Below are 13958 nucleotides of genomic sequence, written 5' to 3'. Positions count from 1 at the left end.
AAATTTCACAACTTCACCAACTATTTCTTTCTATTAAATAAGAATAAATTGCCTATACAAAAATAGATTGGCAATATTTCAAGTCTGCCAAGCAGCATTAAAAACGATAGAAATAATTTTACTTCATTACTGAAAGAGGAATAATTACCCGAAGGGCCTATTAAATTACTAAATCCCGGGCCAGAGTTTGTAAGCGTTGCAGAGACTGAACTGATGCTAGTTATAAAGTCTGCATTGCTTAAATAAGACATCACTACTGATGAAATGGTAAACGTTAACATGAAAATTGCAAAAAATATAAAGACAGAATGAACTTCATCATTCTCCAGGGTTTTTCCATTGAATTTTACTTTATTACCTGCGCCTGGGTTTAATAAAAGGCGAAAGTGATTTTCTATAGACCTTAGAAAAATGATCAAACGAAAGATTTTGATTCCACCACTTGAAGAACCACTACATCCACCAACAAAGGTTAGAAAAAAAGCTAAGACTGAAATGAAACTCCAATCTATATGATTACAGATTGCATAACCAGTTGACGTAATTAAAGAGGTGATGGTAAATGTGCTGCATCTAAATGATAATGACACTCCTAAATCAACATTTTTATACAACCAAAAACAAGCAAATAAAGATGAAACAATAGCTATCTTAACAAAGTAAGAGACCTGTTCATCATGGCAAATGTCTAACCGTCTTATGATTTTTAAATAGCTAAGAAAAGGCAGAGAACCCAAAATCATAAAAATGATCGTTATGACTTCTAACATAGGGTTATTATAGTGCCCTATAGAATCATTATAGTTAGCAAATCCACCAGTTGATACAGAGGACATTCCGTGGCATATTGCATCAAACAGTGGCATACCAGCTAGATAATAGGAAAATATACATAACAAAATTAAGCCATAATATATTGCCGTAACATGAATCACTACGCTTCGCGTATTCGGCAACTTCCTTTTGGTAGCATCTGAATACTCAGAATAAAGTAAATTATTTAGGCTGAGAACCTTAAACATAGGAAAAACTGCAATTCCTAAAGTGATTACACCAAAACCCCCCATGCCATGTAGCATTGCTCTCCATAGCAGTATTCCTGGAGATTGTTTTTCAATATCATTAAATATAGTTGCTCCTGTGGTTGTGATGCCAGATATCGTTTCAAACAATGCATCAACATAGCTCAGATTATCAAAATAGAAAGGAATAGCTGCAAACAGAGACAAGGCAATCCAGGTGCAACTAGTAATCGCAAAAATTGCTGGCATTCCATGCAATCTACTTAATTTACCGAGTAAAATAAAAATTGCGCCAGATGTGCAGGTAATTATGAATCCAGCGAGGAAATTTTTCCATTTGTAGCTGAGACATTTATTAGTAATAGCAGGAATAAGCATTGCTAATCTAAACAGCAATAGGAATATTCCCACAATAAATACAATTGAACGCAAATTTTGTAAACGTTGATGATTTTTCATAGAATTACTTCCTCGCTATACAAAGCCATAAAAGCTACTCTAACGTCAAGCATTTTGTTGGCCTTTATTAACAGTTATTAACAATATACTTGATTTACTTGTAAATATGTGTGATAATTAAATTTTTATTAGAGGTAAGATATGGTTGAATTAACTGATATACAAACAAACATTCAAAACTCATTAATACAAGCAATCTTGTGTGGCAATCTTCTAGAAGTCCAGAACATGTTCAAAGATAGTGAAGATAGTAATATACAAAAAATTTTGAGACTTGAGTGGATTTCTAATGAACTCAGAAATACCGTTTTAAGGGTTGCTATTGACTCTTATAACATTCAAGATCAAGAGAAAGCTATAGAGATCATTGAACTAATTTGGCAGAAAGCTGATCAAAGAACTCGTGATTTTTTGTGTAGTGCAGAATACGATTCAGCAGAAGGTGGTAGTGTTAGCACAATAAATATGCTTAGAGACCTGCAAGGGCAAGGAAGGACCAACGATTCTAATAACGGATTTGTTCTTGGAGAAGTTATTCAAGAAATGGAAGAGCACAAGAGGGTAATGGGTCTTGATTCCAACTTACAAGAAGCAATAGAAGACCTTGATGTTAATCGAGTTAAAGCAGTATTAGAGAATTGTGGTGCAGATGCAGCAAGGGTTTTAGAGCGATGTGTATATTGGGATGATGGAAGCGTAGATGCCCTTTTAGTTTATCCTCTGCTGGTTAACTATGATAGAGAATTGAACCAAGAAGATGTGGAAAAGATAAAAGAAAGCTTTAAATTAATGTTTGATGCTGCTTCTCCAGGGCTCCTTGGGTTCGAGCCCAATGAAAATAACTATGTAATGGATAAACTTACATGTGCACAAAAACGTTTTGCTAAAATACCTGGAGTAGGTGAGCAATGCTTTCAAGATTTGATTCAAGAATTTGAGGAAAAACTTAGTAAAAATGAACTAGATAATGCCAAGACTGATGATCAGATAGCATGGGATAAAGAGTATGCGACTCGATTTTCACAAGAAATCAATCAGGATCCGTCTGAGAATGATGATCTTAACTTTATAGATGACACTGATCTAGATCAAAACACCGTAAACTCTGCACCAACTGCAGACAACAAAACCCCAGAAAAAAACGATACAAACTTCTGGAGTGAACACAAAGGGAAGATCGCTCTAGGCGTTACTGGACTATGCGTAGCTGGTGCTGTTGCAGCCTATATGCTAGCGTATCCTGTAGTTGCACTGGCTTTAACAGTTTTGGCAGCAGTTATATTAATGGGTGCTGGTATTGCTAAGGTTTTAGAAGATCCAAGTGTAGAAAAAACGTTTACACAACAACAAAAAGCATAACGTTAATAATGTCATCCCAGCGCGCCGTGCTGGGTCTGACTACGCTAGAACAAAGAATATAAAAGAAGTGTTGCCGTCACGTTATATCATAAACTTTTGCTGAAGCTTTCTTTATATCTTCACTTGAAAGTGGAATTAGACCAAGCCTAGATAGGTACCCACCTTCAATACCGATTGAATCTATAATTTCTTTTACGAATTCTCTTAATCCATCAACAGTATCCAAGTGTTCCCTCTTTATGTAAAGGTATAGAGGTCTTGCTAATATATATTTTCCCGATGATATATTTTCGTAAGTTGGCTCAATTCCTGCAATTGTGCTCCCTTGTATTTTATCTTGATTCCTCATTAAAAAGCTGAAACTAAATATCCCTAAGGCGTTCTTGTTACTTTTCAATTTTTGTATTATTATATTTTCATTAATTCCAACTTCTATATACCTTCCATCATCCCTTATATTACCACATGCTTTCTTTCTTTCTTCCTGATCTTTATAATTCTCTTTAAAAATTTTCGAGTTCATACATGAATATTGATCAAGCATAATAGAATTAACCAAAGTTTCGTATGTGCCTGTATTTTGATGTGGACCATAAATTTCAATTTCTGTTTTTGGTAAGGCTTGATTTACATCAGACCAAAACTTCTTATTATTTTTTACTAATTTATCATTTTCTTGAGAATATACAGATAAAGTTTCAAATAAGTCCTTCTTTGTGAAATCAAATCTATGGCTTTGATTTGAATTTGCAATGACAATTCCATCATAGCCAATGATGATCTCTATCACTTCATTAATTTTATTTCTTTTACATAGTTCTCTTTCTACTTCCTTCATAGGGCGAGATGAAGTGGTGATGTCTGGAGTGTCTTCCCCTATTCCTGAGCAAAACATTTTGAATCCTGATCCACTTCCTATCGATTCCACAACTGGAGTCTTAAAGGAGAATACACGATTGAACTCCTCGGCTATAAATGAGATAAAAGGAAAAACAGTTGAAGACCCAACAATTCTGATGTATTTCCTGGCATCAGCATTTGACAGCGGCATGAATAATACGAATACAAAAATCAGGAGAAAGTTTCTAAGCATTATTTTTAGTTAAGAACATAAATCTAATTATTGTAACAAAAAATCAAACTGAAAAGCTTTAATTGCATGACAAAAGCTACAGTTTACATTTAAATTTTATTTTATATTATTGTAAGTATTACACAACTTTAAGGGGCAATTATGGCAGTTATGCCAGATAAATGGATAAGAGAAAAAGCTGAAAATTTTGGAATGATAGAACCTTTTGTGAACCACAAAAGCAGCAAAGGTGTTATATCTTTCGGACTATCATCTTATGGTTACGATGCAAGAGTGGATAATAAATTTAAAATTTTTACTAATGTTAATTCAGCTATCGTGGACCCTAAAAATTTTTCTGAGAATAGTTTCATAGATAAGGAAACAGACGTATGCATAATTCCACCAAATAGCTTTGTGCTTGCAAGTACAGTGGAATATTTTCGTATACCAAGGAATGTACTGGTCATTTGTGTTGGTAAATCAACTTACGCAAGGTGTGGAATTATAGTAAACGTTACTCCCTTAGAACCTGGATGGGAAGGTCATGTCACACTCGAATTCTCAAACACCACTCCACTTCCTGCGAAAATTTACGCTAATGAAGGCGCATGCCAATTCGTATTTTTAAGCGGCGAAAGTGAATGCGAGAAATCATATGATGATATGAAAGGAAAATATATGAATCAGCATGGTATCACTTTGCCGCTGGTGAAGTGATTGCCAAGGTGCGCCAAGGTGCGCCAAGAAGTGCTTGGAGAACAGTTGGTGAAAATCCAACACAAACAAAGTCTAGCCAACAGTTTGGAACAGACCACTATGTTGCATGAGGTAACGAGTGTAATAGAGCTAGTGGGATGGACAATGCAGGGCACAACGGAAGTGAAGGAGTGGAGTCCCGAAATACCTGAAGACATAGAGGTCGACATGTTCATGGCCATGGAAGACAGCATGAAGGATAACGTAAAGGCAAGTTATCACTCACTCTATCGGGATCTGAGACCGTGCCATGTATTGAAATGGACTTCAAGTGAACTTGGGAGATCCCATGCATTCCTATTAAGGTACGTTGGAACAAGTCAACAAAGGCAAGAACTAGCGGAAGATGCAGGGGAAGTCGGACTGATTGATAGTACTCAGAATGTGGGAAAGCCACGTACAAGGGGAAGCGATCAGCAATATAGTAACTGGAATAGGGATTGCTATGCCAATACAACGGAGGTAGGAATAACATGCGATATAAACTAAACCAGATAGCAGTAAGAGCAAAGCAAGATAAGCGACTAAAATTCACATCGTTAGTCCATCTGATAAATACAGAGAATCTTGCGAGATGTTATAAAGAACTGAAGCGTAACAAGGCTTGTGGAGTAGACCAGATAACAGTGGAATCATACGGAGAAAATCTGAATGAGAAACTCGAAGTGCTAGTAGAAAGTATGAAGAGGAAGCAATATCAACCACAACCAGTAAAGAGGGTATATATACCGAAAGCTGGAAGTAAAGAGAAACGCGGACTCGGAATACCATCGACCGAGGATAAATTAGTACAGATTATGCTGAAGAAGATATTAGAAAATATTTACGAGGCAAACTTTCTGGACAGCTCATATGGATTTCGACCAGGAAGAAACTGTCATCAAGCGGTAAATGCACTAGATAAAGCAGTTATGTACAAGCCAATAAACTACATTGTAGAAGTGGATATCAAGAAGTTCTACGATAATATACAGCATAAATGGCTAATGAGGTGTCTAAGGGAACGAATAACTGACCCAAATTTGCTGTGGTTAGTAAAGCGGTTTCTCAAGGCAGGGATAGTTGAAGCTGGAAATTATGAAGCAACAAAACAAGGTACACCACAAGGCGGTATAGTAAGTCCTGTATTAGCAAATATATACTTACATTATGTGTTGGATTTATGGATAGAAAAGAAATTTAAACCAAGATCCAGAGGATATATACAAGTAATAAGGTTTTGCGATGATTTTGTGGTTTGTTGCGAAAGTAAGGTAGACGCGGAAGAATTTCTGGAATTACTGAAACAAAGGCTAAATAAATTTGGGTTGGAAGTATCTGAAAACAAGACCAGAGTAGTAAAGTTTGGCAAGAGGGAGTGGCAACGAGCGATAAGAGAGAAACGAAGGACGGAAAGTTTCAATTTTCTGGGGTTTACGCACTATGGTGCAAAAAGTCGTCGTGGTAGATTAATGATGGGACATAAAACCTCTAAGTTAAATCTAGCCAGAAAACTAAAAGAAATCAAGGAGTGGTTGAAAATAGTCCGCGGAAGTATTCGACTTAAAGATTGGTGGCAAGTACTGAAGGCTAAATTAACAGGACACTATAACTACTTTGGTATTAGCGGAAATTATTGGTGTTTGAAACAATTTTACACATCAGTAAGAAAGCTAGCATTTAAATGGATAAATCGGCGTAGTCAGAAAAAGAGTATGACCTGGGAACAGTTTGTACACTACGTAGAAGTAAATCCATTACCAAAGCCAAAAATACATTTTTCTTTATATGCATAAGAGGGACGACTGTGAAAACTAATATTGATGAGCCGTGTGCGGGAAATCTGCAAGCACGGTTCTTTAGGGGGAGTTGTAGTAATAAAACTCAAACGAGAGGAGTAAAGCTACAGCTTCTACCGAACACTAAAGAATTATCAAATGAAGCACCAATAATACTAACGTGGGTGCCAAGAGTACGTGGTGCATCTTTGCCAGATGGTAAGAATAGTGCTCTTAATTACTTGGATATAATAAAAAACCATAAGTTAAAAAATAAGGAGGAGAGGGACATATATTTGGTTATAAATGGCCCGGGATTTGAGCAGAATCAGATAGATGATTTAAAACGTGAACTGAAAGAAATTCAAGGAGTACACGTTGTAGACTTACACCAGTATGACTGGAGCGAAATAGATCAAAGGTGGAAGATAGATGGCAAGGATATCAGTATTAAGGATTTCTTTAAAAATATGTATGATATGACAGATGAACAAAGAACATATTTTGCTATTGAAATAGATACCTTTAGGTTAATTGCTCTTGCTCTTTCAGAAAAAATGACAGGACAGAAAGGTGCAATATATATAGACTTTGATGCTTTGAATAATATTAAAGACCATATAGGAAAAGATATAACGATTCCTAAAGGAATATTGTTAGGATCATTCCGCATATTTACTATGGTAACCCAAAACAATGATCTCATTGCGATAAGTAATCCAAGTGTAGCAATTAATATTTTATATGAGTATAAAGATAAATTATTAAGCCAAAAAGAAATTTATAATAAGGCTGTAAAATATGTGCAAGATGAAAAAGCAAAAAGTGTTGTTGTTTCAACACCTGTGTTTAGCACCTGGAAAGAACTAGGATGCACAGATGGAATAGAAAGGCTTCAGAGACAATTTATAAATCACGAAAAAATATGTAATGAGAAGCTTGAAATTTTAAGCAATGGTGGAATAGAAGCTCTATATAATTCGAATATAGTGGATGAAGCAGGTTTAAATCCAGCCCTGCTTCATACTATAAATATGGCCCGTAGTAACCCAGTTAATGGAGAAAAAAACCAATGGGAGCTAGTTGCTTTTGGAAAGAACAATGGTAACTATGCTGAGACAGTGTCTGGAGACCTATCTTGGACAAGAGGAGAAGATTTATACCATAAACAGATAGACAACAAGCTGGAAAGAGCAAAAGTGGAACATAGCCTTGGTGAACCACTAAAGGTAGTAAGTGAGGCAAATGTATCTTCTGTTGAAGACTTAAAGCTTAAAGTGAATAATCAAAGATAAGGTATTGAAATTCGTGCTTTTTATGATTTTAGTTTAAGATTTCAGTGTCCGCTACTCGAATGACATCGTTTACTATGTAACATTGTACTTATACTAATGAAAAAAATACATTATAATCAAGTATATTTAATCCAGTAAATCATTAAGTGAAAACAGCTCTTTCGCAAAATATCATCTCTCTTATTATGATATTGTCTGTAGCAATTGTCGATATGGCAACTGACCTATACTCAGTTGCACTACCAAGCATTGCCAATTATTTTAAAGTAGAAGGCAGTGTAGTGCAGCTTACAATTAGCTTAAATCTAGTTGGATTTGCGGTATCTGGCTTAATTTATGGTCCATTATCGGACCATTATGGTAGGCGTCCAATGATGCTGATTGGTATGACAATTTTTACTTTGGCAAGTGTCATGTGTTATATAGCCGACAGTATTGCGCTCTTGATACTAATTCGCTTCATACAAGGAACAGGGGCTGGTGTTGCAGGTGTTGTTGGGTATGCAGCAATAAGGGATATGTACTCGGGTAGTGAATACTCGAGAGTCATTTCAAAATTAAATATGGTTGTGGCACTCTCACCTGGAATAGCTCCAGTGGTGGGCAGTTATATAATTTCACATGGGTATAGTTGGAAATTTTTGTTTTTTATTATATCACTTGCAGCAATTGCTATACTTATTTTTATCTACTTTAAGTTACAAGAAACACTCACTGTAAATAAAAATGAAACCAGTATAACTAACATAACTACTAATATCTGCAAGCAATATATATCAATATTTAGAAATTATCGTTTCCTTGGGTTTTCAGCCATTCATGGATTAACTTTCATGTGGCTTTGGGCATACATTGCTAACTACCCGTTCATATTTGAATCGATGGGCATTGAAGTACAGTATTTTGGCTACCTCATATCGATCATAGTCATATTTTACATAATTGGAACTTTAATTAATAGAAGGTATGTACCAAAAGTAGGGGTTAGCAAAATGCTAATAATAGGTTTGGTGTTACCGATAATATCCGATAGTTTATTGGTATATTTTTATTTCGCGGACAAGTTGAATATATTAATTCTTCAAGTCGCCTGGATTCCAGCCAATATCGGACTTGCATTAATAATAAGCAATAACGTAACTTCTGCTTTAGAAACGATCAAAGGTATAGGGCTTGGTAGTGCAGTTCTCTCATTCTGCAATATGATGTTTGGGGCTATTGGAATATATATAGTAGGAAAATTTTTTCGCTATGGTATTTTACCAAATTTACTATTAACAATAGCATGCTCTACAATTGCAATTCTTATGTACAGCCAGCTCAAATATACTGAAAAACACAGGGAATAACCATTATTTGCGTGATCCAGAGCTCATGGGTTATTAATGACTTTATCATGATAATATAATTTTACAGGGGGTGAGAGCTCATAGATTATTAACGGCTTTATCATAACAATATAGTTTTACAAAGAGGTGTAGGATGAGTAGTTCACAAAGTAGAGATAATTTTTTTAAGGCTGTTGAAAGAGGTGATATTGATGCAGTAAACCGTCTAATAAGTGAAGGAGCAGATGTTAAGGTAGAAAATGATAAAGGAGAGACTCCTTTACATATTGCTGCTGTATGGGGCCATAAAGAGGTAGTAGAAGCTCTATTGGACAAAGGGGCAAATGTTAATGCAGAAGATGAAGAAGAAAACACTCCCTTAGTTTTAACTACTGACGAAGAAATAAAAACTCTATTACAAAGCACAGCTAAATTACTTGAGGTTGCTAAAAGCGGTAATATTCAGGAAGTAAACAGTCTAATAAGTGAAGGAGCAAAGGTTAATGTAAAAGATCAAGATAACAAAGACTCCTTTACATTGGGCTGCTAAAAATGGCCATAAAGAGGTAGTAGACGCTCTACTGAAAGTAAATGGAATCAATGTTAATGCAACAGATTGGTCGCAAAAGACTCCTTTACATTTGGCTGCTGTAGAGAGCCATAAAGAGGTAGTAGAAGCCCTACTGAAAGTAAATGGGATCAATGTTAATGCAACAGATTGGTTGCAAGAAACTCCTTTACATTTAGCTGCTGTAAAGAACCATAAAGAGGTAGTAGAAGCCCTATTGGGAAAAGATGGAATCAATGTTAATTTACCAAATAACAAGAAAGATACTCCTTTACATTCTGTTCTTAAAAAGGACAACATAGATATAAATGTATTGAACGCTCTACTGGGAGCAGAAGGAATCAACGTTAATGCACAAGATGAATATGGCGAAACTCCTTTACATTTGGTTCTTAAAAAGGGCAATATAGACATAAATGTATTGAACGCTCTACTGGGAGCAAAAGAAATCGATGTTAATGCACAAGATGGAGATAGGGCTCCTTTACATTTGGCTGCTGAAAAGGGCCATAAAGATGTAGTAGACGCCCTACTGCAAGTAAAAGGGATCAATGTTAATGCAACAGATTGGTCGCAAAAGACTCCTTTACATTTGGCTGCTGTATGGGGCCATAAAGAGGTAGTAGAAGCCCTACTGCAAGTAAAAGGGATCGATGTTAATGCAACAGATCAAGATGGAAAGACTCCTTTACACTTTGCTGCTGAAAGTGGTTATCAGCAGGCGGTGCAAGCTCTATTGGATAAAGGGGCAGATGTTAATATAAAAGATAAAAATGAAAAAACTCCCTTAAATTTAGCTAAGGCAGAAGAAATAAAAACTCTATTGCAAAACGCAGAAAAAACTGATGATGTTAATCCAGTATTGCAAAATGATGAAGAAGAAAGCCAAGTTCCACAAAATGCTGCTTTATTTGAGGCTGTTGAAAGAGGTGATATTGATGGATTAAAGCGTCTAATAAGTGAAGGAGCAGATGTTAATGCTTTAGATGGAAACAGATTTACTCCTTTACGGCATGCTATTGCCAAAGGAAACAAAGATATGGTCTCGCTTTTAATTGATAGCAAAGCAGATGTTAATGCATAGTCTGAAACTGGACGCGCTCTTTTACATGTTGCTGTTGACGAAGCCAACAAAACGCAACCACTCGATACAAGCATAATAGAAGCTCTATTAAAAGTAGAAGGAATCAACGTTAATGCAGTAGATAAAGATGGAAAGACTCCTTTACATGAAGCTGCTAAAAGTTACAATCAGCAAATAGTAACAGTTCTATTAGAAGCAAAAGGAATTTATGTTACTCCACTAGATAATACTCGCAGCACTCCTTTAAATCTTGCCTCTCAACAAGGCAGGCAACATATAGTAAAAATTCTAGAAGAAACGCAAAAGGACATCGAAGCTTTGTATTCAGCCGTTAAAAGTGATAATTATGAGGAAGTTCAAAGTCTATTAAGTAAAAAAGTAAACGTTAATTCAATAGACAACGATGGAAAAACTCTTTTACATTTTGCTGCTAGAAAGGGCAATGTAGAAATAGTAAGAGCTCTAATACAAACAGGGGCAGATGTTAATATAGCAGATAAAGATGGAAGGGTTCCTTTATTTGAAGCTGCTTTCTATGGTCATAAAGATGCAACTGAAGTTTTATTAAATAATGGAGCAAAGGTTGATACAGTAATGGAATCACTTCTTCAGAGTATGATGGAATATAATTACAATAGTAGCCATAAAGATATAGTTAAAGCTTTATTAAACAAGGGAGCAAATGCTGATGCAGTAGATTCATATGGACATACTCTTTTGCATTGGGCTGCTAGAGAAGGTTATACGGATATAGCAGAACTTTTATTAGAAAAAGGAGCGAATGTTAATATACAAGATAACGATCTATGGACTCCTTTACATTTTGCTACAAAAAATAAAGTGTTTATGGGTTATGCAGATCGTCCAGCAAACGCCTCTGCGGAAACAGTAAAATTCTTAATAAAAAAAGGAGCAGATGTTAATATAGAAAATGAAGATGGAAATACTCCTTTCAAATTAGCCACTGATGAAGGAATAAAAACTCTATTGCAACCAGCAGAAAAATCTGATGATGGTTCAGCGGGTGGATCATCGACAGATAGTGAAGGGGGTCAAGAGGAAGAAAAACGAGTAGGTGATGATACTGAACTACAATCAGATAATAGCAAAGAAGGGGAAAAAACCAGCACCACCAGTGCAGAACAAGGAACTGGTGTAAGCAACGGTAGTCAACCTACTGGATCTACACAAAATAAGGGAGGACAAACCAGCACCACCAGTGCAGAACAAGGAACTGATGTACAAGACAACGATGTAGGTCCTGTTGCTTCCACAGAACCTGCACAAACAGAAGAACAGCCGAGCTCTTTTTTTGGTAGTTTGTTTAGTATACTTATGAAGCCTTTTTCATTAATTGCATCATTTTTTGGTGGTTTTTTTTCATGGTTGTTTGGGTCTGACGAAGAAAAGTCTGACACACAACCTTATGATGATTCTTCTTCACCTGGGGTCGATCAATCAGTTGAACAAAATAATGGTGATCATAATGACCAGAGCAATGTGATTTGATAGTGATCTTCTACCGGAAAAGGTGTCATCCCAGTGCTTGACACTGGGATGGCTTTGTTGCATCGCTACTTATGAAAGGCTAACTATAGTTAGGATTATAAGCAACCTATTGAAAATCTTGTTTTTTTGCAATCAATCTGATCAAATTTAAGAATAGTAATTTGTTATTTATATTAATAAATTTAATTCTATTGAAAATAGCTAAAGCATTGAAATTCTTGAATTTTAGCCAGATTAGTGAGTGGTAGTGAAATTTCTTTTACTCAAATTTAGGTATTCATTGACCGTTCTTGTTATAAATACCAGAATAATAAGCTACTGATATTCGCTATCTTTTTTATCTTTAATCCATCATAGCTAGCGATGCAACAAAGCCATCCCAGTGTCAAGCACTGGGATGACACCGTCTTGGATGGAAAACTGGATTCCAGTGTCAAGTGCTGGAATGACATCCTCTCTAAGTAGCCTCCTTCTCCTGTTATCCCAGTGCGTGACACTTGTATCTTTATGATGTGAGGCATTAGAGCTAAAATACCTCACAGAGAGGGTGAAGCTGATGCGACACTAATGCCATTAAGCCAGATTTTGCTTCCCTCCCATAGAGTTAAAGACTGAACAGTATCTTTTGGAATTATATCCCGTATTACAAGGTTAGTCTAAACTCTCAGTTTATTTATAGTCTTGGAGGCAATTTTATGCAAGTAAATGCTATTTTGGGTGTGGATATTTCAAAAAAGAAATTTAATGTTTGTTAGTGGACAGTAAAAAACGACACAAAGTCTTTCAAAATAATCAAGATGGTTTTGCAAAACTTGTAGTTTGGTGCAATGGCCATGGAGCAAATCTTACTCATTTATGTCTTGAAGCAACTAGTTGGTATGGAGAAGATTTGGCTACTTTTATGCACGATTTAGGACATAATGTCAGTATAGTAAACCCAGAAAGCTTTTGGCAAAAGTGAGCTGCTCAGAAATAAGACAGATAAATCAGATGCAGCTATGATAGCTAGATTTTGTATCGCCAACAAACCTGCTCTTTGGAAGCCCATTGCACCTGAAATGAGGCATTTGAGGGAGCTTTACCGTTGCATGCAATCGCTAAAAGATGATAAGGTGCAACAGACAAATCGCTTGGAAAACAAAAATATGCATTCCAGTTGCAAAGAAGCTATATCTAAAGTAATTTTGGCAATAGAGGAGCAAATTATTGTTCTCGAAAAAGAAATTAATGAGCATATAAATAACTATCCACATCTAAAAAATATGGTGGAAAACCTTAAGACTATAAAAGGTATAGGATATCTTACTGCTGTTGCTGTTGTCGCAGAAATGCCATCAGTTGATAACTTTGACAATGCTAAACAATTTACAGCTTTTGCTGGTCTAAATCCAGGACATTATCAATCGGGATCGTCAGTAAGTAAGAGAAGTTGCATATGCAAAATAGGATCTGAGCGTATTCGAAAAGCTCTTTATATGCCAGCTATAGTAGTCAAAAACCATAATAATCATTTTCAAAAGTTTTGTCAGCGTCTAGCAAGTAAAGGCAAATGTCCAAAAGTCATAGTTCTTGCGTTAATGCGAAAATTAATGCATGTCTTTTTTGGTATTCTTAAAAATAATCAACCATTTAATTGTAATTTTGTTGGATAATTTGTTTGACAGCAGAGACAGTATCTGGGATCTCATTTTACTTTATGATGATGTCATGAAAGTAGCTGACATTGGGATCCAGAAGACTTAATTT

14 protein-coding genes and 2 pseudogenes are annotated in these 13958 nt (G+C 35.8%); 13 read left to right on the top strand and 3 right to left on the bottom strand.

Going from position 1 to position 13958, the window contains the following annotated elements; genetic code table 11:
* Positions 1-20: 20 nt before the first annotated feature.
* Positions 21-1481, bottom strand: coding sequence for a TrkH family potassium uptake protein (locus tag AAGD84_RS04795; RefSeq protein WP_265038123.1), 1461 nt, complete (start codon positions 1479-1481; stop codon positions 21-23).
* Between the two features lie 141 nt (positions 1482-1622).
* Here AAGD84_RS04795 and AAGD84_RS04790 point away from each other — a divergent pair, with 141 nt between their 5' ends.
* Entirely contained in the window at positions 1623-2840 is a 1218-nt protein-coding gene (locus AAGD84_RS04790; RefSeq protein ID WP_155968902.1) for a hypothetical protein, read from the top strand.
* A 76-nt stretch (positions 2841-2916) separates the two neighbouring features.
* Here AAGD84_RS04790 and AAGD84_RS04785 read toward each other — a convergent pair whose 3' ends face one another.
* Positions 2917-3933, bottom strand: coding sequence for a substrate-binding domain-containing protein (locus tag AAGD84_RS04785; protein ID WP_155968901.1), 1017 nt, complete (start codon positions 3931-3933; stop codon positions 2917-2919).
* A 141-nt stretch (positions 3934-4074) separates the two neighbouring features.
* On the opposite strand from AAGD84_RS04785, the gene dcd reads away from it, so the two are divergent.
* The 10 genes and pseudogenes from dcd to AAGD84_RS04740 all read left to right on the top strand — a co-directional run bounded on the left by dcd (position 4075) and on the right by AAGD84_RS04740 (position 12212).
* Complete coding sequence (gene dcd / locus AAGD84_RS04780) at positions 4075-4632, top strand: dCTP deaminase (protein ID WP_006280485.1); 558 nt, start codon at positions 4075-4077, stop codon at positions 4630-4632.
* A complete protein-coding gene (locus tag AAGD84_RS04775; RefSeq protein WP_341817880.1) occupies positions 4633-5160 on the top strand; it encodes a hypothetical protein in 528 nt (175 codons plus the stop codon).
* Positions 5145-6446 (top strand): group II intron reverse transcriptase/maturase, encoded by a 1302-nt coding sequence (ltrA, locus tag AAGD84_RS04770; RefSeq protein WP_338476458.1) that lies wholly within the window; start codon positions 5145-5147, stop codon positions 6444-6446. The genes AAGD84_RS04775 and ltrA overlap by 16 nt, the downstream gene beginning before the upstream one ends.
* Before the next feature lie 152 nt (positions 6447-6598).
* Positions 6599-7723 (top strand): hypothetical protein, encoded by a 1125-nt coding sequence (locus AAGD84_RS04765; RefSeq protein ID WP_406833389.1) that lies wholly within the window; start codon positions 6599-6601, stop codon positions 7721-7723.
* 185 nt (positions 7724-7908) lie between these two features.
* Positions 7909-9072 (top strand): multidrug effflux MFS transporter, encoded by a 1164-nt coding sequence (locus AAGD84_RS04760; RefSeq protein ID WP_264723446.1) that lies wholly within the window; start codon positions 7909-7911, stop codon positions 9070-9072.
* Positions 9073-9205: 133 nt separating this feature from the next.
* Positions 9206-9601, top strand: coding sequence for an ankyrin repeat domain-containing protein (locus AAGD84_RS04755; protein WP_341817879.1), 396 nt, complete (start codon positions 9206-9208; stop codon positions 9599-9601).
* Positions 9564-9677 (top strand): annotated as a pseudogene (locus AAGD84_RS07545) (ankyrin repeat domain-containing protein); the annotation flags it as partial. The gene AAGD84_RS04755 and the pseudogene AAGD84_RS07545, both read left to right, overlap by 38 nt.
* Positions 9678-9692: 15 nt before the next feature.
* Positions 9693-10703, top strand: coding sequence for an ankyrin repeat domain-containing protein (locus tag AAGD84_RS04750; RefSeq protein WP_410541707.1), 1011 nt, complete (start codon positions 9693-9695; stop codon positions 10701-10703).
* Between the two features lie 72 nt (positions 10704-10775).
* Positions 10776-10952, top strand: a pseudogene (locus tag AAGD84_RS04745) (ankyrin repeat domain-containing protein); the annotation flags it as partial.
* 69 nt (positions 10953-11021) lie between these two features.
* Entirely contained in the window at positions 11022-12212 is a 1191-nt protein-coding gene (locus AAGD84_RS04740; protein ID WP_341817878.1) for an ankyrin repeat domain-containing protein, read from the top strand.
* Positions 12213-12505: 293 nt separating this feature from the next.
* Here the strand turns inward: AAGD84_RS04740 and AAGD84_RS04735 are convergent, their stop codons facing one another.
* A complete protein-coding gene (locus AAGD84_RS04735) occupies positions 12506-12733 on the bottom strand; it encodes a hypothetical protein (RefSeq protein WP_264723336.1) in 228 nt (75 codons plus the stop codon).
* 233 nt (positions 12734-12966) lie between these two features.
* Between AAGD84_RS04735 and AAGD84_RS04730 the strand changes: the two genes are divergently transcribed.
* Both AAGD84_RS04730 and AAGD84_RS04725 read left to right on the top strand, forming a co-directional pair.
* On the top strand, positions 12967-13173 hold the full coding sequence (locus AAGD84_RS04730; protein ID WP_182309225.1) for a hypothetical protein: 207 nt from the start codon (positions 12967-12969) through the stop codon (positions 13171-13173).
* Positions 13174-13210: 37 nt separating this feature from the next.
* A complete protein-coding gene (locus tag AAGD84_RS04725) occupies positions 13211-13864 on the top strand; it encodes a transposase (RefSeq protein ID WP_138264789.1) in 654 nt (217 codons plus the stop codon).
* The last annotated feature ends 94 nt before the right edge of the window (positions 13865-13958 follow it).

It is taken from the genome of Wolbachia endosymbiont (group A) of Andrena fulva, from assembly GCF_964026815.1.
In the GTDB taxonomy this organism is placed as follows: domain Bacteria; phylum Pseudomonadota; class Alphaproteobacteria; order Rickettsiales; family Anaplasmataceae; genus Wolbachia; species Wolbachia pipientis.
Note: the sequence above shows the minus strand (reverse complement) of the source record. Positions and strands in the feature narration are given on the sequence as shown.